A 20,356-nucleotide genomic window follows, 5' to 3' on the forward strand; every position below is an offset into this window, starting at 1 on the left:
TGAACAATTTTTGTCATCTCAAATATATAATTAGGAAGTATATTACGATAATAGTTAGAAACATTGACTCAAAGTGCTAACAAGATATAATAAAACCTAGATATACATTTCAAAAAGAAGATCATATATTTTAGGATGAAAGATTTAATCCTATTATTTTTTATAGCTTTTAGAAAACGCTTACAATTAGTGTGGAGGGGAAACCATGTCTAAGTTCATGAAGTATTTTTTAATGGAAGCTAAAGATGTGATTGCATATGTGAAAGAGAAATTATCTAAGTTTGAACATGCAAAGGGGCTAAAGTGTAAAGAAATAGGTGATGGCAATTTAAATTATGTGTTCCGCGTTTGGGATGAAAAAGAGAACATGTCTGTCATCGTAAAGCAAGCTGGGGATACAGCTCGCATTTCAGATGAGTTTAAGTTGTCGACGAATCGTATTCGCATAGAATCAGATGTTTTGCAGTTAGAGGATGAGTTAGCACCTGGACTTGTTCCTAAGGTGTATTTATTTGATAGTGTGATGAACTGTTGCGTAATGGAAGATTTATCGAATCACACAATATTACGTACAGCACTTATAAATCATCAAATATTTCCGCGGCTTGCTGACGACTTAACTACTTTTATGGTAAATACACTTTTATTAACATCGGATGTTGTAATGAATCATAAAGAGAAGAAGGAACTTGTGAAGAATTATATAAATCCTGAATTATGTGAGATTACAGAGGACCTCGTATATTCAGAACCATTTACAAATCATAATAAGCGTAATGAGTTATTTCCTTTAAATGAGGGATGGATTAGGGAGCATATTTATAGTGATAAAGAGCTTCGGATGGAAGTAGCGAAACGTAAATTTTCTTTTATGACGAATGCACAGGCGCTTATTCATGGTGATTTACATACTGGTTCTGTTTTTGTAAGAGATGATTCTACAAAGGTTATTGATCCTGAGTTTGCTTTTTATGGACCTATGGGATATGACGTCGGGAATGTAATGGCGAATTTAATGTTTGCTTGGGTGAATGCAGATGCAACGATGCTACCTGGAGCTGAGAAAGATACGTATATGGATTGGTTACAAACTACGATGGTAGAGGTAATTGATTTATTTAAGAAGAAGTTTTTAGATGCTTGGGATATTCATGTGACCGAGATTATGGCGAAGGAAGAAGGCTTTAACGAAGCCTATTTACAATCTGTATTAGAGGATACAGCTGCAGTGACAGGTCTTGAATTAATCCGCCGTATTGTTGGATTAGCGAAAGTAAAAGATATTACTTGTATTGAGAATGAGGAAGCACGTGCTAGAGCGGAGCGAATTTGTCTTAAAGTAGCGAAGAGTTTTATTTTACGAGCGAATCAATATAGAACGGGTACAAGTTTTGTAGAAACGTTAAAAGAACAGTCAATGCACTACGCGGAGTAAGGGGAGAATATGATGGAAGAGCAATTAATACCAATTCAGTGGAAAGATGATTCTTTAGTTTTATTAGATCAAACGTTATTACCGAATGAAATTGTTTATGAATCTTTTAAAACAGCTGAAAGTGTGTGGGATGCCATTCAAGTAATGAAAGTACGAGGTGCACCAGCGATTGGTGTTTCAGCAGCTTATGGAGTGTATTTAGGGATAAAGGAATTTGCTGAAAGTACGGAAGAAGGATTTATGGATGAAGTAAGAAAGGTATGTACATACTTGGCGACATCAAGACCGACTGCCGTAAATTTATTTTGGGCACTTGAAAGAATGGAAAGTGTAGCGACAGATAATATTCATTTATCAATCTCACAGCTGAAAAATAGATTACTAGAAGAGGCAAAAGAGATTCATAGAGAAGATGAAGAAATTAACCGTCAAATTGGAGAACATGCATTAACATTATTCCATGATGGAATGGGAGTATTAACACATTGTAATGCTGGTGCGTTAGCGACGACTAAGTATGGTACTGCGACGGCTCCAATGTACTTAGCGAAAGAAAAAGGATGGGACTTAAAAATCTTTTCGGATGAAACACGTCCAAGATTACAAGGGTCAACGTTAACGGCATTAGAACTACAGCGAGCGGGAATTGATGTTACTGTCATTACGGATAATATGGCGGCTATGGTCATGTCACAAGGGAAGATTGACGCTGTAATTGTTGGATGCGACCGTGTGGCAGCGAACGGTGATATAGCAAATAAAATTGGAACATTAGGCGTATCTATTTTAGCGAAATACTACAACATTCCGTTTTATGTAGCGGCACCAACGCCGACAATTGATTTAAAGACATCGACAGGAAAAGAAATTCCGATTGAAGAAAGAGATGCTTCTGAAGTGATTAATCGTTTCGGACAATATTCAGCTCCGACAGAAAGTAAAGTATATAATCCAGCATTTGATGTTACTCCACATGAAAATGTAACAGCGATTATTACAGAAAAAGGGATTGTAAAGGCACCGTTTACGGAGAATTTAAAAAAGCTATTTCAATAAGTAGATAAATGTAAAAGTCAGTCATCATAAGCTTCATACTTAGGGGGATGTATATGTTATTACAAAAAGAAAGAGAAGAAATTGTAGCGTATGGAAAGAAAATGATTTCTAGTGGTTTAACAAAGGGAACGGGCGGTAATATTAGTATCTTTAATCGTGAACAAGGTCTTGTTGCGATTAGCCCAAGTGGTTTAGAGTATTATGAAACAAAGCCTGAAGATGTAGTTATATTAAACCTAGATGGTGAAGTAGTAGAAGGAGAGAGAAAACCATCAAGTGAATTAGATATGCACCTTATTTACTATAGGAAGCGTGAAGATATAAATGCGCTTGTGCATACACATTCTCCTTACGCGAAGACGATTGCGTCATTAGGATGGGAGCTTCCGGCTGTGTCATATTTAATTGCTTTTGCAGGCCCGAATGTCCGCTGTGCGCCGTATGAAACATTTGGTACGAAGCAATTAGCGGATGCTGCTTTTGAAGGCATGATTGATCGCCGAGCTGTGCTACTTGCAAATCACGGTTTAATTGCTGGTGCAAATAATATAAAAATGGCGTTTACTGTTGCAGAAGAGATTGAGTTTTGTGCTCAAATTTATTATCAAACGAAAAGCATTGGGGAACCAAAGCTATTGCCAGAAGATGAGATGGAGAATTTGGCGAAGAAGTTTGAAGGGTATGGGCAGCAGTAGAATGAAACAAAGACACCCTCAAGAAAAGATCTTGAGGGTGTCTTTTACGCTTTCTTAAGCAACAAATACATAAAGTAAGGAGCCCCAATTAAAGCAACGACAATACCTGCTGGAATGCCATTAGGATCAACGATATTTCGTCCGATTGTATCTGCTAATAATAATAGCCATCCGCCGATTAAAAGGGCGATAGGCATGAAAATTTGATGTCTTGGACCTACTAAAGATTTCGCAATATGAGGAGCCATTAATCCGATAAAGCTAATTCCTCCTGTTACGGAAACAGCTGCAGCTGCAAGTGCAACGGCTGCAACTAATAAGTACCTGCGTTCTTTTTCAATTTCAATTCCAACGCCAATTGCGACTGGTTCGTTTAATGCTAAAATGTTTAATCGATTTGCTTTATAGAAAATAAACGGAATGAATACGATTAACCATGGGAGCATTGCTAAAACGAAGATCCAGTCATCTCCCCAAATATTTCCGGCAATCCATTTTGAAATAAAGTCTACTTTCATACGATCCGCGGATGAAATAAGGACAATCATCGTTCCAGATAGTGCAAATGCAAAACCGATACCGGTTAATGTTAATCGGATTGGTTGAAGTCCAGTTGATTTACTATATGAAAATACGTAAATTAGAACAGCTGTCAGAAATGCTCCGATAAATCCAACTACAGGTAGTAAGTAAAGAAATGAACCTACATCTATTGGAAAGTATAAAAAGAAAATAGCAACAGCAACACCGGCCCCAGAGTTAATACCAAGAATACCAGGTTCAGCTAAATCATTTCGGGTAATTCCTTGCAGAATAGCCCCTGATAAAGCGAGAGCCATACCAGCTAATAATGTAATGACAATTCTAGGTAGTCTTAAAGAGTATAAAACAAACTCCTCTTTAAAAGTCCCTTGCCCCATTAATGTTGGGAGTAGTCGATCATAAGATAAAGACGCTGAACCAAGTCCCATTCCAACTACAATGGTTGTGATGATTACTATAAGTAAAGCGAGTATAATGAGACGCTGTTTTCTTAAAATAGATTGCATCATGAGAATGTTTTTCCTCCTTTACGTACAATGAATAGGAAGAATGGTAACCCTACAATCGCAACAATTGCCGCAACTGGTGTTTCGTATGGAGCGTTAATAGTACGTCCGATTGTATCTGCAAGTAGCATAAAGGAAGCTCCAGCAATTGCTGACATCGGTATAACAAATCGGTAATCTGGACCGACAATTGGGCGTACCATGTGAGGTACCATTAAGCCGATAAATGCCATATTTCCAACAAGCGCTACAGATGCACCTGCAAGTAAGATAATAATGATAAATAAAATAGTTTTAATAACAATAATTTTTTGACCTAGTCCAATAGCCACTTCCTCACTGAAACTAAGAACTGTCAATTTTTTTGCTAGTAAGATAGCGATAAAGATACTAATTGAAATGACTGGAATAATAATTTTTAATTGGCTCCAAGTTGTTCCAATTACGCCCCCAGCAGTCCAAAGTGATACATCTTGTGAAATTTTAAAGTAAATGCCGATTCCTTCTGAAATTGCGAGTAGAAATGCTGAAACTGCAGCGCCTGCTAATACAATTCGAAGAGGAGAAAGGCCGCCTTTTTTCACCATACCAATTCCAAATACCATAATTGCGCCAATTGCCGCACCGATAAAGCAAGCTAATGTTAAGTAAAGATAGCTGATGGAAGGGTTGAAAGCAAGTGTCAGTGCAAGCGCAGCATTTGCTCCACCAGATAGCCCTAATAATCCAGGATCCGCAAGTGGATTTCGTGTTAATCCTTGCATAATTGCCCCAGAAACGGCTAATCCAGCTCCTACAAAAATAGCAGCAACTTCACGTGGTAAACGTATTTCTCGAATAATAGATATTTTGTCTCCTTTAGCGGAGGAAGTGAGTGCTAACCATACATCTTTTATCGAAGTATCTGCAGCACCTAATACCATTGCAACCATAAAAATAAGAAAGAATGCAATTAAGCTTAAAATTAGTTTGTATGTAAAAGCTATAGAACGTGGATTGTCATGATCTTTTGTCATTCGTTTCACATCTTTTCTGTTCATAGAATAAAGGAAGAGGAATTCTTAAATTAAGAATTCCTCATGTTTGTATTATTTACCAAGAAAGCTCTTCTTGAAGAAGTCTAGTTGGAAATCTAATGTAAGTGGATCATTGAAATAGAATTCCATCATGTTTGCTTCATATACGCGATTATTTTTTACTGCTGGGATGTTTTTATATGATTCTGTCTCTTGGAATGAGTTATCAGTATCTTTGTTTTTACTTACGATTAAGTAATCACCAGCAAATTCAGGTAATACCTCAGTAGATAATGCGTAGTAACCTTCTTTTAATGCTTTTTCTTTTACTTTTTCAGGCATTTTTAATTTCATTTCTTGGTACAGGATTTCTGTTCCACGGCCCCAGTTCTCGCCGTATACATAAAGCTGTTTGTTGAAGTTTTCTACAACAGAAACTGTTGCATCTTCACCGATTTTTGCTTTAATTTCTTTACCAGCTTCTTGTGCACGTTTCTTGAAGTCATCAACCCAAGTTTTTGCTTCTTTTTCTTTATTTAATAACTTACCGATTTCTAAATGCTGTGTTAAGTAATCAACTTTTCCGTAAGTGTATGTTACAGTAGGCGCGATTTTCTTTAACTTATCGACATTTTTAACATTTGATAAACCGATGATTAAATCTGGATTTAGTTCAGCGATTTTTTCAACATTTTCATCAGATACTTCAGCAACATCTTTAAGTTTGCTATCAAAACGTGGGTTTTGTTTAGACCATGAATCTACCCCAACAAGATTTACACCTAATGACATTACGTTACCAGCGAATGATGATAATACAACAACGCGTTTTGGATTTGCAGGAACTTCTACTTTACCATTTTCAGATTGGTATGTAATTGTTTCTGATTTACTACCTTTTGCATCGTTCTTTTTGTCTGTAGAGCCATTGCTACAAGCGCTCATAACAAGAACGAAAAGGACTGTTAGTGAAATAAATAACTTTTTCATCGTCTTTCTCCTTTAACATAGATGATATGTGTATACAATAATTTGTTTAACTGCAATCTTTTTGAAAGAGTAGTGGTAAAGCAAAATAATTTATTAAAAATCTTGAATATGAGATTTTATAATATAGTATTAACCATATTAATAAAAGAAGATGTAATCTCAAATTTGCTAATTATTAACAAAATGATAATGATTATCACTATTGATTCTTTAAATAATATAATTTTATATAGGTGTATTGTCAATAGTAATTTTGATTGTAAATTTTGCGGAAACAGGTTATATTTTATTGAGAATGATAATCAATGATTAATAGCTGAGGAGTGAGCACGAATGAATCGAGAAGAATTGTTTGATGTAACCGTGATAGGCGGAGGACCTGCAGGGCTTTATTCAGCTTTTTATAGTGGACTCAGAGAAATGAAAACGAAAATAATAGAATTTCAACCACATTTAGGTGGAAAAATACATGTGTATCCGGAAAAGATGATTTGGGATGTAGGAGGACTATTGCCAGTTACAGGTGATAAGTTAATTGAACAACTTGTACAGCAAGGGTTAACATTTAAGCCAGAAGTTGTATTAGATACAAAAGTAGAATCGATTATTCGTAATCAAGATGGTACTTTTACATTAAAAACAAGTACTGGCGAAGAACACTTTTCAAAAACAGTTATCGTCGCAACAGGAAGTGGTATATTGAAACCGCAAAAGTTATCTATTGAAGGTGCTGAGCGATTTGAAGTATCGAATTTAAATTATACAGTTAAATCTTTAAAGCGTTTCAAAGGTAAAACAGTTATTATTTCCGGTGGAGGCAATTCTGCTGTTGATTGGGCAAATGAATTGGAACCAATTGCGAAAAAAGTGTATGTAACTTATAGAAAAGAAGAATTATCTGGTCATGAAGCACAAGTAAAACAACTTATGAACAGCTCAGCGGAGTGTTTCTTTAATACATCGATTACAAAATTAATTGCTGGTGATAATCATGAAGCGATCGAATATGTAGAATTAACAAATCATGAAACAGGTGAGGTTTCTCACTTACCTATTGATGAAGTTATTATTAATCATGGATATGAACGCGACATTACATTATTAGAAAATAGTGAGTTAGACGTTGCAATTATAGATAATTATTATATTGCAGGTAATGCAAATAGTGAGTCTTCAGTAGATGGATTATATGCTGCTGGAGATATTTTAAAGCACGAAGGGAAACTACACTTAATTGCAGGTGCATTCCAAGATGCTGGAAATGCTGTGAATAAAGCAAAGCAATTTATCCAACCAGATGCAAGTGAGTACGGAATGGTTTCTTCTCATAATGAAGTATTTAAGAAGAGAAATCGCGAACTGATTAAGCAGATGATAAAATAATAAGGAACAAGTATACCCCCACATACTTCTCTATTCAAATGGATGAGAGATGTACGTGGGGGTTTTCCTGTTTACTATATTTTCAATCATTATAATGACACCGGTTTCATCAGTTCATATGATATGAACATTTTTATTGGTAAAGCATCTTAGAAAACAATTTAGCTATGTTTTGCTTACGCAGAACATGGCTAAATTAAGCTGTCCCTTTAGCGCGTTCATTAGGAAATGGCATATTTAGTATAGAAGCAATATATTGTTTTCCATGTTTTCGAGCCAATGATTCTAATATTTGACGGACGCGTTTTGTAAGATGACCTTGTTTTTGGATGGCTTCACAATATGCGTCATAGAAGGCATATTTAGCCCAAAGGAAATCATCTTGTTGGAATAAGAAATGATTTTTGTACCATTCACCAATTGTATGATAACAATTGTTTTCATGTATTGCTGTGCTTTGAGAAAGAAAACGATCAGATAAAGATACATTCAAATGAGAAATTGTGTTTTCTGTTTCAACTTGTAGTGTTTTTTCTAACATTGTAATGATGTGACGAGTAGCCATATGTTAACTCTCCTTTGTGTAAATGGGTAATACCATTCTATATTTAAAAAATTCTTACTATATAATACTATACAATATATGGAATGCATCTACCTGCTTTTTGAACTGCATTTACAAAATCTTTTTTATTTGTTTACAAAAATAAAGTAAAGTAAGATACAGTATAGATGAAAAAATAATAAAGGAATGAACGCATTGTATATAACAATAGAAGAGACTGCGGAGTATTTGAATTTACCAAAATCGTATATTGAAGAGTTAATTCAGCAAAAGAAAATTCGTGCGCTATTCGATGGAGAGCAATATTTAGTAAATAAAGAACAATTCAATACGCATTTAGAACAAATGGAGAAATATAAGCAATTAGTGGAAGAAATATTGAACGAACCAATTCCAGAAGATATGGATGTTAAAGACGAAGATTAAACTATGGGAAATCCCTTATGAAGATATGCAGAAATGTATCTTCATAAGGGATTTTTTGTTTGAAGATATCAAAAACATAAGGAGTTCTTAGCCTTTCTTCAAATTTTGATAGGTAGTAGTCTACCATGTTAAAAGCATATTTTTTTCTAGCTAGGACAAACATAGAGAACGTAACCTGTACAGATACATATACTATCAGTGCAAAAGCTTATAAATTAATGGAAGGGGTTTTCTCGTGAGTTTATTTCATTGTGATTTTCTGAAAGACTTAATTGGATCTTTTGTGAGAGTAAACAGGGGTGGTCCAGAATCTCAAAAAGGAACAATAATATCAGTATGTCAGGACTACTTCGTATTGAAGAATGAAAAAGGTGAGCTTTATTACTATCAACTTAAACATCTAAAAAGTATTACAAAAAATGCGAAAGAATGTGGATCAAGTGATTGTGAGTGGGAAGATTGCGCCTGTGCAGAAGATTTTGAAGCACTACTTGAAAGTTTCAAATATTGCTGGGTGAAAATTAATCGCGGCGGTCCAGAGAAAGTGGAAGGCATTTTGCAAGATGTTTCTTGTGACTTCGTAACATTAATCGTAAAAGAAGAAATTATATTAATTGCAATAAAGCATATTAAAAGTGTTAACTATAATGCTTTAGCATGCGGAGAGAGTGATGAGAGCGACGATAGTAAGGAAAGTAGCGATAATTCAGGTCGTGCTCGTGCACAAAGACAATCAAGTAGAGGAAGATAATAAGAAAGGGGGATACGAAATTGGAGAATGTATTATGCTGTGACCAAATTAAATGTTTAGTTGGTGAGACTGTAAAAGTAAACCTTCGTGGACCAGAAAGTCGAGTTGGTGAGCTCGTATCGTTAGGAAAAGATTATCTAACGTTACAGTTACCTCATGGTGAATTAGTATATTATCAGTTGAAACATGTGAAGAGTCTAGTGAAGAAAGTGAAAGAAAGTAAATGTGGCGATTGCTATAGTTCATGTTTCTGCTCCGATGAGGATACTTTTTTAGATATATTAAAAGACTTGAAGTATAAGTGGGTAAAAATTAATCGTGGCGGTCCAGAGTGTGTGGAAGGTTTATTAAGTGAGGTACACCATGGCTGTATTACACTAGTAAACGGCGATGAAGTTATTTATGTAATTAAGTCTCATATTAAGAGTGTGAGTCAAGTAGTTAAATGTAAAAAGAATGAAGATGAATAATGTTTAATAAATAAGAGGGGCATTATGAGGGAAAGAGAAGAACAATTTCTTATTTCGATAGTATGAAAAGGAATTACTTACTATTAAAACAGAACTTTGCCCTGATTATTTTTTTAGAAATGGAAGACAGATAAGAAGAAATTCATAGGAAGGAGGATATAGATGAATGAGTTAAACAAAAGTATTGGAGAAAATATATATGTTAAATTAATCGGTGAAAAAAGATTTAAAGGTGTATTAATTGATGTAGGAAATGATATCGTTGTTCTTTACAATGGACAAGACTACGTATATATATCTTTATATCATGTACAATATTATAAGTTTTTAAGATCAAATGATGAAGAAATCTCAAAACCAGATGTGGATTCTGTAATTAAGAGAGAGTCTCCTTCAATTTCTTTGAGGAAAGTATTAAGTACATCTAAAGGGATTTTTACGGAAATTTATGTAGCCGGAAATGCTCCAATACATGGTTATGTTACAAGTGTGATGAACGATTATATTGTTTTTTATAGTCCAGTTTATAAAACTGTATATATATCTTTAAAACACTTGAAATGGTTAATTCCGTATAAAGAAAATCAAGTGCCTTATGCCCTCAATAAAAATGAACTCCCCGTGAATCCGTTAAATATTACGTTAGCTCGAACGTTTGAAGAACAGCTTATTAAAATGGCTGGGAAAATTATGGTGTTCGATTTAGGTGAGGAGTCCAATAAAATTGGAAAAATGGCGAAAATTGATGAAGGTCATATTGAAATATCAAAAGCACGTGATGCGAAAATGTATGTAAATATTCAACATGTAAAATCTGTCCATTGTCCGTAAGCTAGTTGAAAGGGCTGGCTTTTTCTTTTATATGCAGAAGAAAAGGTCGAGCCTATTTGTTTAGCTCGATTTGAATATGAGGGGAAAATGAATTGAATATAAATATATTATGGTGTGATTTTTTTGAGGGAATTTTGCACTAATTTATAAAGAAATATGTACGAGCTATCTTATTATATATTCAATTTATTTTTTGAGGAGGAGCTGCTCAACTAATTTATTAAAGGGGTTTTGTTTGTGGAGCAGTTTCCGAATTCGTTATCAATTACATTGCTTGGTAGTGCTGGTGGAGCAGCAAAAGCAGTTTTAGCAATTTTAAATCAAGCGATAGCAAATGAAAAAGATCCAATTTATGAAGTATTAAAGAATGCTAAATTTCATTTGGTGGATATAAAACAAAAAGATAGGAATTATTACGATGAGTTGTTTTCGAATTTGAAAGATCAATTATATTTATATGAAATAAACCTTCAAAATGTAGTGGAATTTAAAAAACATTTAAAAGAAAAAAGAACGAGTGTTGTGATTGATGTTTCAGGGGCAGATACAATTAGAGTATTAAGCTGCTGTAATGAACTAGGAATTTGTTATATTAATTCAGCCTTGGAAAATGAGGCAGTAGATCAGGACGATAGCTTAATCGGTTTTCAGCTTACGGAAAGATATACAAGGTTTGAGAAGGAGAAAGAGAAATTTACAAATACAAAAGCGATTATAGGTTCAGGTATGAATCCAGGTGTTGTTCAATGGATGGTTGTTGAGCTTATGAAGGAACGACCAAATGAAAGGCCAAGAGCATGTTATATTGTAGAACATGACACATCATTTTTGAATGATACAGCACTTATAAAGCCACATACACTTTATGCTTCATGGGCAGTAGAGCGATTTTTAGATGAAGCGATCTGGAGCTATCCGATGTATATGAGTCATCATCGTCCTCTTTACTTTTATGAAGATGTATATTCTTCAGAGTATAAAGTGAAGTTAGGAGAAAAAGAATTCTATGGTTGTTTAATGCCACATGAGGAAGTATTAATTTTAGGGAAAAACTTCAATATGGAAGTTGGTTTTCTTTATCGAATTAATGAGTATACAACAAATATAATTAGACAGAACTTAGATCAAGTAGAAGATTTATGGAACTGGAATCGTAAAGTGTTTAATCCAGCGGAAGAAGAGGTTGCTGGAGAGGACTTGGTCGGTGTGTTACTCGTTTATGAAAATAGTGAGACATATATGTATAATGTGATGAATAGTAGCCAAGTTTTTCGTAAATATAAAACGAATGCAACGTATTTTCAGGTAGGGTGCGGGATTTATGCGGGCTTGTCCAGTTTACTTTTAGATCAATTCGAACAAGGTGCTTATTACGTCGAGGAGTTGTTATTAAATACAGAAAGTAAGTACGGTGAGTATTTAAATTTATATATGAAGGATTTTGTAATGGGGCATAATAATTTTACGGATGGATTGTTACATGACAGGGTAAGATGGATGTAAGTTGTTACCAAAAGGAAGGAGAGATCTCCTTCCTTTCAGTATTATAAGGTTAAATATTGCCCTGAAAGCAATTTCATACTTATACTTTAAGGAGATAACAATGAAAGTTTTTTGTATCGATCAAGGGGAGTTTTTATATGAATAAATACAAGAGCTTGATTTATGAAGAAAGAAGAGCCTTAAAGGTATTTATATTATTATTTTATATTATATTCTTTTTATATGACGCTATATATTATTTTTTATATCCTGCTATGAATATTAGTGGAACAGCGGTAGGGTGGCCAGAAGGTGGTCTTGGGGTAGGTGTGCCTATATTTGTAATAGCATTATTTCCTATTTCTATATATCTTCAAAAAAGAGGGTATGTATATTCTGTAAAATATTTATTTTTATTTGGGTACATGTTTATCAATCTTGTGAATAATTTAATGATTTATTTGCGAACGGATAGACCTTTTGAACATGGCAGTATGGTAGAAATGTTATTAATTTTATTTGCCCCAGTTTTCGTGAATAAAAAATACTTTTATTTAGTGTCCTTTAGTGTAATTGGAAAGTACGTATTTTTCACATTGCTATTACAAGATTTAAAAGTGATAATTCCACTTGTTTTATGTGTATTTTATTTCATTATTTCACATTCTTTATTAAAACGATTTCAATCTTATGTAAGAACAGTGGTTGAAATGATGAACAATATGAAAGAGACGGAAAATTTAGCTGTGATTGGGACTATGTCTACAACAATTGCCCATGAAATTCGAAATCCGTTAACAGCGTTAAAAGGGTTTACGCAAATGCAAAAAGAAAGAAACCCAACTGATACGATGAGCTACGACATTATGCTACAAGAAATTGAAAGAGTCAATGGATTTGTTAGTGAATTGATGTTGTTAGGAAAACCAAAGCCAACAAATTATGAAAGGTGTAATATACGAGACATCCTTCTATATGTTGTGCATCTAATGGAAAGTTATGCAACGCAATATAGAGTTAAATGTCATTTACAAGTAGATGGGAATTTACCGGCTATAAACGGTGATGATAAGCAATTAAAACAAGTGTTATTAAATATCATTAAAAATGGAATAGAATCAATGCCAGAGGGTGGAGAAATTCATATCCGTGCATATCAAAAAACGCAAGGACATTTGTGTATTTCTGTTGAAGACCAAGGATTTGGTATAGAGAATGAGAAGTTAGAAAAAATCGGCAAGGCGTTTTACACAACAAAGGAGACTGGTACAGGACTTGGATTAATGATTACATATAAAATTATTAAGGAACATCAAGGGAGTATCACGATCCAAAGTAGTGTAGGAGTAGGAACGAAAGTAGAAATTTTTTTGCCTACCTTTTAATGTATTGGGAGAAAAGATTTTTCAGAAAAGTGTTCTTGTTGTGTAAATATAAACATTTTATAAAATGTTTCAAGAAGGGTTTTTTTTATAAAATACTTCGTTTATAATGGAGGAAAATATCGACATGAGATTGATTGCTCATGTAGCGGTTCAGTAGTGTTATGAAAAGATAAGAAGGGGTGCACACGCATCCTTTTTTCTATGCAGATATTATGAAAGAGGTGGTATGATGGAATTAACATTAAATTCGACTGTATGTTTACACACGATTCAATTTCGAAAAGAGCAAAAGAATTATACTGTAAAAGACACAATTACAGGAGAAAAATATGAAATGCCGCCACTTTGGATTGATGCATTGGCAATGATGCGTGACGGTTTTTTATTGGGGGAAATTGAGGAGAAATTAAAAGAAGAGTATCCATCCGAAGAAGTGAATATGTTAGCATTCACGAAGCAACTGTTAGAACTAGAACTTGTTGAAATGGTAGATGGGGAAGAAATAGCTTGTACAAAGAAGAAAGAGAAGGATTATTTAGCTTGGTTACGTCCTCATGTTGAGCAATTCTTTCTTAATTTAAATAAAAAAAATAGAAGCAAAGGTCAATGATGATCTTTGCTTTTTTGTATAGTTTGTTTAAAAAATTACAGCAAATGCTCTTGCAAAAGCACCGTCGCTATCTTTAATTTTTAAAGGTGCTGCTGAGAAGAAGAAACGTTTCGTGTGAATGGCATCTAAGTTTGTTAAGTTTTCGATTAAATAAATATTATTCCCAAGTAGTATGTGATGAATTGGTGATGTTTCTGTCGTTACCTCATCAGGAGAAATAAAATCTAAACCGACAGATTTTACTTTTAATTGTACTAGTTCCTCGGCTAATTCTTCAGAAAGATAAAAAGCTTCTTTCTCATACGCCTCCGTGTTCCATTTAGTAGATAGATTGGAATGGAAAATAACAATATCTCCTTCTTTTATATCAGCATCGTGCAGTACTTCTTTAGGTAGTTTTCGTTCTTGTACATGAGTTACATCAATAAGAACAGCTTCACCTACAAATTGATCCAGCGGTAATTGATCGATGGTCGTTGCGCCTGAAATAAAATGCGCAGGAGCATCACAATGCGTGCCAACATGAACGACAGAATGAAAATCTGTAACTTGATATCCTGATTCTTCAACACTTGTAACAGCTTCTAGTTGTATTTTAGGTGTTCCAGGAAATTGAGACATATTATTTTCAAATGTTTGTGATAAATCAATTACTTTCATTTTACATACCTCCAATATATGTTTTTCAAATAATAAAAAGCTCATCCTTCAGTATCAAGAAAGATGAGCTTTACATGCTAGTTGAGTTTTATCTTCCAAAATGCAATGCATTTTGCAGGAATTAGCACCTATTCAGTTTGTATAAACTGAGGTTGCTGGGCTTCAAAGGGCCGGTCCCTCTGCCTCTCTTGATAAAGAAGTATTCAGTTTTAAAATCGGAATTTTCCGATAGTTAAATTGTAATTCATTTCCTTTTTGCGTGCAATACAAAATAGGTATTCACCCAAATAAAGCTGCTCGCATATTGTAGCTTATGTAAATACAATGCTGCGAAGGAGTGAGTGCAGTGACAGGAAATGTATTGAATTATTATGCTGGTGGTAATACAGCTAGGGGATTTCACAATTTATACGAAGAGAATTTAAAAGGATTAGACAGATTATTTATCTTAAAGGGTGGCCCAGGAACGGGAAAATCTTCTTTAATAAAGGCAATAGGTCGTGAATGGGTTGGAAAAGGATATGATATTGAATTTTTACATTGTTCTTCTGACAATAAATCGGTTGATGGTGTAATTATCCCACAATTAAAAGCAGGAATTGTTGATGGGACATCACCGCATGTTATTGAGCCAAAAATGCCAGGAGTTGTTGAAGAGTATATAAATTTAGGAATTGCTTGGGACTCAGATAAACTAAGAAAGCAGAAGTTAGAAATTGAAAGATTTGTTTCAGAAGCAAGCAAAGCTTTTCAGTCTGCTTACGCACGTTTTAAAGAGGCATTGGTTATACATGATGAGTGGGAGAAGATATATATTGATAATATAGATTTTAATAAAGCAAATGAACTAACCGATCAGCTAATCCAGAAATTATTTGCAGATAAAAGCGGGAGACAATCGCTTGTCAAACATCGTTTTTTAGGAGCTGCTACACCGAAAGGAGCAGTTGATTTTGTTCCTAATTTAACAGAAGGGTTACCACATCGTTATTTTATAAAAGGGCGCCCAGGCTCTGGAAAATCAACGATGCTCAAAAAGTTAGCTAAGGCAGCTGAAGAAAAAGGGTTTGAAGTTGAAGTATATCATTGCGGATTTGACCCGAATAGTCTTGATATGGTTATCGTAAGAGAATTAGGTTTTGCAATTTTTGATAGCACCGCACCACATGAATATTTTCCAAGTCGCGAGGGTGATGAAATTATTGATATGTATGCCCTTATTGTTACGCCAGGGACGGATGAGAAATATGCGAAGGAAATTCGTGATGTTTCCATTCAATATAAAGCAAAAATGAATGAGGCGATGTCTTTCTTAGCGAAAGCAAAATCGATTCGTGATAAATTAGAACGAATTTATATTGCTGCTATGGATTTTTCAATAGTAGATGCATATAAAGAGGAGATTCAAAAAGAGTTTGAACGAATTGCTGCTACTGTAATTGAAAAGCAACAATAGACGTTTCATTAGGCTGTCAGTAATTTCTGACAGTTTTTTTAGTATGTAGTAAAATTAATAGTGTATTGTCGAATTTCCAAGGAAATAATCAAAAAATGGAGATGTTATGAAATGAGAGAGAAAATCGAGTTGGAGTTAGAAAGAATTGAAAAAGAGAATGATGTAAAAATTTTATTTGCGGTGGAATCAGGGAGTCGTGCTTGGGGGTTTCCATCGAAAGATAGCGATTATGATGTTAGGTTTGTTTATATACATCCGGTAGAATGGTATTTATCAATTCATGACAAACGAGATGTAATTGAATATCCAATTAGTGATGATTTAGATATAAGTGGTTGGGATATTAAAAAGGCGTTGCAACTATTCGCGAAGTCGAACCCAGCTTTACTTGAGTGGATTCGATCACCAATTTTTTATTCGAAAAACTCTAATTTTCCAGAACTACTTCAACAGATGAGTGAGAAGAATTTTGATCCAAAAGCAACGATATATCATTATTTACATATGGCGTCGAAAAATTATCGTGAATTTTTGCAAGGTGAGAATGTAAAGCTGAAAAAGTACTTTTATGTATTACGTCCCATTTTAGCTTGTAAGTGGCTAGAAGAGAAAACGACTTTACCTCCTGTAGAGTTTGACCGATTAATTACAGAATTATCATTAGAACGTAGCGTATTAGATGAAATTGAAAAGTTGTTAATAAAGAAAAAAGCAGGTACTGAATTAGATGTTGGATTGAAAATTAAGGTGCTAAATCAATTTTTAGAAGAACAAATTCATTACTATCAGCAATATGTAAAAGGAATTGAAAAGGGATCAGGAATCGATATTGAGAGTTTAAATACATTGTTTCGAGATATGTTGTTTGAAGCATATGAAAAAGAGCACAAGTAAGTTTGTGCTCTTTTTATTTTGTAGGAATGAAGAAAACAGATATAGCTGCGATAAGACCTGCAAAGGAGAATAAGTAAAAATTCCATGCTAAGTCATATTGCATTGTCATAATAATACCGACGAGAATTGGGCCAGCAATTGCACCAACTCGGCCAAGCCCCAGTCCCCAGCCTAAGGAGGTAGCTCGGATATGTGATGGGAAGTATTGTGTTACATATGCATTTAATATTTGAGTAATACCGACTGATCCAATACCAGCAAGGCCAATTAAAAGATAAATGATTGTAACAGATGGTTTGATTGTTAATAGTCCGATACATATGGCTGCCATAAGATAAGAGATGCTAATAACAATTTTTGCGCCTATACGATCAGCAATTGCTCCAGCAAATAATGCGCCGATAGCTGCGGTAATATTTAGCATAAGTAGAAAAGACAGACTAGATCCAAGAGGATATCCCGCCTGGCGCATCATCTGTGGTAACCAAGTGTTTAAACCATATATTAAAAACATTCCCATTATATAAGTGATCCAAAAAAGTAGTGTTGCTTTTATATATTCTTTTGAGAATAAAGTGAAAAATTCATTTTTCTTTCGTATAGTAGATGGAGCTTGATGAGTTTTATTTTTTATATGAAATTCAATTTGAAAACGATTAAGAATTTGGTTCACTTCTTCTTGGCGATTACGTGATAATAAAAATTGAATGGACTCGGGTAAATAGCGAATAATGAAAGGAATGAGGAGTAGTGGAATCATTCCGATACCAAACATAATTCTCCATCCGAAATCTTCTAACATAAGCATGGACAAAATAGCACCTAACACGATACCTAAAGGATAGCCAGTAAACATAAGAGCATAAATAAAAGATTTCCTTTTTTTGGGTGAATATTCAACAGTGAGTGCTGAAGCCGTAGGGATAACACCGCCTAATCCGATTCCTCCTATAAATCGAGATAATCCAAATAACTCAGGAGAAGGAGCGATAGCCGCTAAACCCATTGTGATAGAAAAAAGTGCTAAACAGCATATAAGCGTCCATTTACGCCCAATTAGATCTGTAATCGTTCCAACTAGAATAGCTCCAATAAACATCCCAAATAAAGCATAGCTTGCAATTGTACCAGCATGCGCTGGTGATAGCGCCCAGCTTTTGTCTTCTAGGAGCTTTGGTAGAACGGCACCGTAAATACCTAAATCATATCCATCAGCTAAAATGGCTAGCCAACAAATAAAAACAACAAGTTTTGTAATAGAGCTTGGAAAGATAGTTTCTGTAGATTCTAGATGAGGTGGAGCTGAAGGTTGCATAATATTCACCCCTTTTAATTTGTAGATGAATATATTATTTTATTTAATGTTAATATTTTCCTCCTTGTGTCGAATTTTATCTGAAAAGGGTTTATAACAAATAAAGAAGTTCAACAGTAATTTTGTTGAACTTCTTTATTTGTTTACTCATTATCAACTCGTTTTAACGGTTGATCTGCTGGGCCTTCAAGAACGTCTCCCTCAATTGAAAAACGAGAACCATGGCAAGGGCAATCCCAAGTACAATCACCATTATTCCATTCAACTTCACAGCCGAGATGTGTACAAGTTGTATCGACGATATGTAATTTTCCTTCTTTGTCCTTATAAGCACCTGCTCGTTTACCGTTAACATGTACGACAGATCCTTCACCAACTTCGAGATCTTCTGGCTTACGTAATGCGGTTTCAATCTTTCCTGCAATTAAATGTTTCGCAACATCAATGTTTTGGGAGAGGAACGTTTTTATATCTGGATTTGCATGGAAGCGTGATGGTGCATACAGTTCTTTATAGGGACTGTGAACTTTTAGGATGGAGTCCTTCAGTAGGTGAGCGGCAGCAGTTCCAGTTGTCATTCCCCATTTGCGATATCCAGTTGCAACAAATATATTTGGATTTCTTTCGTTAATATGTCCGATATAAGGAAGCTTATCTAGAGTGATTAAATCTTGTGCTGACCATCTATAAGGAACTTCGTCTATTCCAAAAGTTGCTTCAGCAAAAGAATAGAGTGCTTCATAATGAAGCATCGTATTTATTCCTTGTCCTGTTTTATGACTCTCTCCGCCAATCAAAATTAATTTTTCTCCATTGTTTGTTATATAGCGTAAGGAGCGCTTTGGATCATCAATACTTAAATACATGCCACCTGGATAATCTGTTTTTGCTTTTATTGCAAGAGCGTAGGAGCGTTCTGCGTACATTCGCGTAAAGAAAAAGCTATTCGCATCATAAAAAGGAAAATGTGAACAAGAGACGACATATTCACAAGTGATATGATGGCCCTCTTTTGTAATTATTTGTGGATAATCTCCCTTTTCCACATCCATAGCTGTTGTTTGTTCGTAGAGCTTTCCGCCCATCTCCACAAACTTTTCTAAAAGTGTTTTTAAATAAAGAAGGGGATGGAATTGTGCTTGATTTTTCATTACAAGTGCAGATTGTACTGGAATAGGAATCGATAGAGATTGAACATAGTCACAAGGTATATTTAATTTTTGATAAGCTTCATATTCTTTCGTTAAATTTCTTAATCCGTTATCGGTAGTTGTATATAAATATGAATCTTCATTTGAGAAATTACAGTCGATTTTATATGTTTGAACAGTTTCATTTATGAATTGTAGAGCCTGATTATTTGATTCATAGTAAAGCCCGGCCTTTTCTACACCGAAATGATTTATTAATTCATCATAAATAAGATCATGTTGTGCTGTTACTTTCGCTGTTGTATGCCCAGTTGTTCCATTTAAAATACGACCAGAATCAATTAAAACAACATCGATGCCTTCTTTTGCAAGTAAATAGGCGGTAGTAATACCTGTAATACCAGCACCGATAATAGCAACTTTCGTCTTTATATTTTCGGATAAACGAGGGAAAGTAGGAAACTGAGTAGATTCAATCCAATAAGATAGCGGCAGTTGTGGAAATGTATCACTTGTCATTGCGGAAACCTCCTGATTTTAGAACAATTTTCCTTTTAATATTTCCATATTATATGAAATTCATGTGTGTTGTTTTAGAAGTAGTCTATTTTTATTAAAAGAGGTTATAAATTATTTTAATATAATTAATTAGATGGGGCATTATGAAGTGGTAGGATTTATATAAAACTAAATTCAAGGGATTCTGTTTGTTGATTACATAGGGAGTTATTGAATG

At 34.4% G+C, this 20,356-nt stretch carries 20 protein-coding genes and 1 riboswitch; of the genes, 13 read left to right on the forward strand and 7 right to left on the reverse strand.

All coding sequences use genetic code 11. The features are described from left to right. The first annotated feature begins 205 nt into the window (after window positions 1-205). Genes mtnK through NST90_RS01945 form a run of 3 tightly spaced genes read left to right on the forward strand, consistent with a single transcriptional unit; the run spans window position 206 to window position 3,186 of the window. Window positions 206-1,435 carry an S-methyl-5-thioribose kinase gene (gene mtnK, locus NST90_RS01935; protein WP_025710044.1) on the forward strand — a complete coding sequence of 410 codons (1,230 nt, stop codon included), beginning with the start codon at window positions 206-208 and terminating at the stop codon, window positions 1,433-1,435. 9 nt (window positions 1,436-1,444) lie between these two features. Beyond that, window positions 1,445-2,491 carry an S-methyl-5-thioribose-1-phosphate isomerase gene (gene mtnA / locus NST90_RS01940; RefSeq protein ID WP_012593139.1) on the forward strand — a complete coding sequence of 349 codons (1,047 nt, stop codon included), beginning with the start codon at window positions 1,445-1,447 and terminating at the stop codon, window positions 2,489-2,491. A gap of 53 nt (window positions 2,492-2,544) precedes the next feature. Further along, on the forward strand, window positions 2,545-3,186 hold the full coding sequence (locus NST90_RS01945; protein ID WP_000926554.1) for an L-fuculose-phosphate aldolase: 642 nt from the start codon (window positions 2,545-2,547) through the stop codon (window positions 3,184-3,186). Window positions 3,187-3,230: 44 nt separating this feature from the next. Here NST90_RS01945 and NST90_RS01950 read toward each other — a convergent pair whose 3' ends face one another. Genes NST90_RS01950 through NST90_RS01960 form a run of 3 tightly spaced genes read right to left on the reverse strand, consistent with a single transcriptional unit; the run spans window position 3,231 to window position 6,241 of the window. Beyond that, window positions 3,231-4,238, reverse strand: a complete 1,008-nt coding sequence (locus tag NST90_RS01950; RefSeq protein WP_000983753.1) for an iron ABC transporter permease — start codon at window positions 4,236-4,238, stop codon at window positions 3,231-3,233. Beyond that, complete coding sequence (locus NST90_RS01955) at window positions 4,235-5,275, reverse strand: iron ABC transporter permease (RefSeq protein WP_002025239.1); 1,041 nt, start codon at window positions 5,273-5,275, stop codon at window positions 4,235-4,237. Before NST90_RS01955 ends, NST90_RS01950 begins: the two co-directional genes overlap by 4 nt. Window positions 5,276-5,323: 48 nt before the next feature. Continuing rightward, entirely contained in the window at window positions 5,324-6,241 is a 918-nt protein-coding gene (locus NST90_RS01960) for an iron-hydroxamate ABC transporter substrate-binding protein (RefSeq protein ID WP_000732579.1), read from the reverse strand. 333 nt (window positions 6,242-6,574) lie between these two features. Between NST90_RS01960 and NST90_RS01965 the strand changes: the two genes are divergently transcribed. Continuing rightward, window positions 6,575-7,624, forward strand: a complete 1,050-nt coding sequence (locus tag NST90_RS01965) for an NAD(P)/FAD-dependent oxidoreductase (protein WP_001078267.1) — start codon at window positions 6,575-6,577, stop codon at window positions 7,622-7,624. A 196-nt stretch (window positions 7,625-7,820) separates the two neighbouring features. On the opposite strand, the gene NST90_RS01970 is transcribed toward NST90_RS01965, so the two are convergent. Beyond that, on the reverse strand, window positions 7,821-8,189 hold the full coding sequence (locus NST90_RS01970; RefSeq protein ID WP_016121517.1) for a hypothetical protein: 369 nt from the start codon (window positions 8,187-8,189) through the stop codon (window positions 7,821-7,823). Between the two features lie 186 nt (window positions 8,190-8,375). Between NST90_RS01970 and NST90_RS01975 the strand changes: the two genes are divergently transcribed. From NST90_RS01975 to NST90_RS02005, 7 genes are all read left to right on the forward strand, one after another. After that, window positions 8,376-8,615 carry a helix-turn-helix domain-containing protein gene (locus tag NST90_RS01975; protein WP_002025240.1) on the forward strand — a complete coding sequence of 80 codons (240 nt, stop codon included), beginning with the start codon at window positions 8,376-8,378 and terminating at the stop codon, window positions 8,613-8,615. A gap of 235 nt (window positions 8,616-8,850) precedes the next feature. Beyond that, complete coding sequence (locus tag NST90_RS01980; RefSeq protein ID WP_000051525.1) at window positions 8,851-9,366, forward strand: spore coat protein B; 516 nt, start codon at window positions 8,851-8,853, stop codon at window positions 9,364-9,366. 20 nt (window positions 9,367-9,386) lie between these two features. After that, window positions 9,387-9,836 (forward strand): spore coat protein B, encoded by a 450-nt coding sequence (locus NST90_RS01985; RefSeq protein ID WP_000432509.1) that lies wholly within the window; start codon window positions 9,387-9,389, stop codon window positions 9,834-9,836. 162 nt (window positions 9,837-9,998) lie between these two features. Further along, entirely contained in the window at window positions 9,999-10,667 is a 669-nt protein-coding gene (locus tag NST90_RS01990) for a hypothetical protein (protein ID WP_001004284.1), read from the forward strand. Between the two features lie 237 nt (window positions 10,668-10,904). Next, window positions 10,905-12,170, forward strand: a complete 1,266-nt coding sequence (locus tag NST90_RS01995; protein WP_000434716.1) for a hypothetical protein — start codon at window positions 10,905-10,907, stop codon at window positions 12,168-12,170. 137 nt (window positions 12,171-12,307) lie between these two features. After that, entirely contained in the window at window positions 12,308-13,534 is a 1,227-nt protein-coding gene (locus NST90_RS02000; protein ID WP_046392320.1) for an ATP-binding protein, read from the forward strand. A 229-nt stretch (window positions 13,535-13,763) separates the two neighbouring features. Further along, a complete protein-coding gene (locus tag NST90_RS02005; protein WP_000424119.1) occupies window positions 13,764-14,144 on the forward strand; it encodes a hypothetical protein in 381 nt (126 codons plus the stop codon). Between the two features lie 27 nt (window positions 14,145-14,171). Here NST90_RS02005 and NST90_RS02010 read toward each other — a convergent pair whose 3' ends face one another. Further along, on the reverse strand, window positions 14,172-14,804 hold the full coding sequence (locus NST90_RS02010; RefSeq protein WP_000862983.1) for a cyclase family protein: 633 nt from the start codon (window positions 14,802-14,804) through the stop codon (window positions 14,172-14,174). Between the two features lie 85 nt (window positions 14,805-14,889). Then, window positions 14,890-15,002, reverse strand: a riboswitch (SAM riboswitch). Window positions 15,003-15,150: 148 nt separating this feature from the next. On the opposite strand from NST90_RS02010, the gene NST90_RS02015 reads away from it, so the two are divergent. Together NST90_RS02015 and NST90_RS02020 are read left to right on the forward strand one after the other, a co-directional pair. After that, window positions 15,151-16,260, forward strand: coding sequence for a PRK06851 family protein (locus NST90_RS02015; RefSeq protein ID WP_046392321.1), 1,110 nt, complete (start codon window positions 15,151-15,153; stop codon window positions 16,258-16,260). Between the two features lie 111 nt (window positions 16,261-16,371). Next, window positions 16,372-17,154: a nucleotidyltransferase domain-containing protein gene (locus NST90_RS02020; protein WP_001208237.1), complete on the forward strand. Its 783-nt coding sequence runs from the start codon at window positions 16,372-16,374 to the stop codon at window positions 17,152-17,154. 13 nt (window positions 17,155-17,167) lie between these two features. Here NST90_RS02020 and NST90_RS02025 read toward each other — a convergent pair whose 3' ends face one another. Both NST90_RS02025 and NST90_RS02030 read right to left on the reverse strand, forming a co-directional pair. Continuing rightward, window positions 17,168-18,469 carry an aromatic acid/H+ symport family MFS transporter gene (locus tag NST90_RS02025; protein ID WP_283748310.1) on the reverse strand — a complete coding sequence of 434 codons (1,302 nt, stop codon included), beginning with the start codon at window positions 18,467-18,469 and terminating at the stop codon, window positions 17,168-17,170. Between the two features lie 143 nt (window positions 18,470-18,612). Further along, window positions 18,613-20,139, reverse strand: coding sequence for an FAD-dependent oxidoreductase (locus NST90_RS02030; RefSeq protein WP_000199978.1), 1,527 nt, complete (start codon window positions 20,137-20,139; stop codon window positions 18,613-18,615). Window positions 20,140-20,356: the final 217 nt, after the last annotated feature.

The organism is Bacillus sp. FSL E2-8900 (genome assembly GCF_037966225.1).
GTDB classification, from domain to species: Bacteria; Bacillota; Bacilli; order Bacillales; family Bacillaceae_G; genus Bacillus_A; species Bacillus_A cereus.

Excerpts from the sequence above, each read along its gene's own strand:
- mtnK (WP_025710044.1), top strand. The coding sequence starts at position 206 with ATGTCTAAGTTCATGAAGTATTTTTTAATGGAAGCTAAAGATGTGATT.
- mtnA (WP_012593139.1), top strand. The coding sequence starts at position 1,445 with ATGATGGAAGAGCAATTAATACCAATTCAGTGGAAAGATGATTCTTTA.
- NST90_RS01945 (WP_000926554.1), top strand. The coding sequence starts at position 2,545 with ATGTTATTACAAAAAGAAAGAGAAGAAATTGTAGCGTATGGAAAGAAA.
- NST90_RS01950 (WP_000983753.1), bottom strand. The coding sequence starts at position 4,238 with ATGATGCAATCTATTTTAAGAAAACAGCGTCTCATTATACTCGCTTTA.
- NST90_RS01955 (WP_002025239.1), bottom strand. The coding sequence starts at position 5,275 with ATGAACAGAAAAGATGTGAAACGAATGACAAAAGATCATGACAATCCA.
- NST90_RS01960 (WP_000732579.1), bottom strand. The coding sequence starts at position 6,241 with ATGAAAAAGTTATTTATTTCACTAACAGTCCTTTTCGTTCTTGTTATG.
- NST90_RS01965 (WP_001078267.1), top strand. The coding sequence starts at position 6,575 with ATGAATCGAGAAGAATTGTTTGATGTAACCGTGATAGGCGGAGGACCT.
- NST90_RS01970 (WP_016121517.1), bottom strand. The coding sequence starts at position 8,189 with ATGGCTACTCGTCACATCATTACAATGTTAGAAAAAACACTACAAGTT.
- NST90_RS01975 (WP_002025240.1), top strand. The coding sequence starts at position 8,376 with ATGAACGCATTGTATATAACAATAGAAGAGACTGCGGAGTATTTGAAT.
- NST90_RS01990 (WP_001004284.1), top strand. The coding sequence starts at position 9,999 with ATGAATGAGTTAAACAAAAGTATTGGAGAAAATATATATGTTAAATTA.
- NST90_RS02000 (WP_046392320.1), top strand. The coding sequence starts at position 12,308 with ATGAATAAATACAAGAGCTTGATTTATGAAGAAAGAAGAGCCTTAAAG.
- NST90_RS02005 (WP_000424119.1), top strand. The coding sequence starts at position 13,764 with ATGGAATTAACATTAAATTCGACTGTATGTTTACACACGATTCAATTT.
- NST90_RS02010 (WP_000862983.1), bottom strand. The coding sequence starts at position 14,804 with ATGAAAGTAATTGATTTATCACAAACATTTGAAAATAATATGTCTCAA.
- NST90_RS02020 (WP_001208237.1), top strand. The coding sequence starts at position 16,372 with ATGAGAGAGAAAATCGAGTTGGAGTTAGAAAGAATTGAAAAAGAGAAT.
- NST90_RS02025 (WP_283748310.1), bottom strand. The coding sequence starts at position 18,469 with ATGCAACCTTCAGCTCCACCTCATCTAGAATCTACAGAAACTATCTTT.
- NST90_RS02030 (WP_000199978.1), bottom strand. The coding sequence starts at position 20,139 with ATGACAAGTGATACATTTCCACAACTGCCGCTATCTTATTGGATTGAA.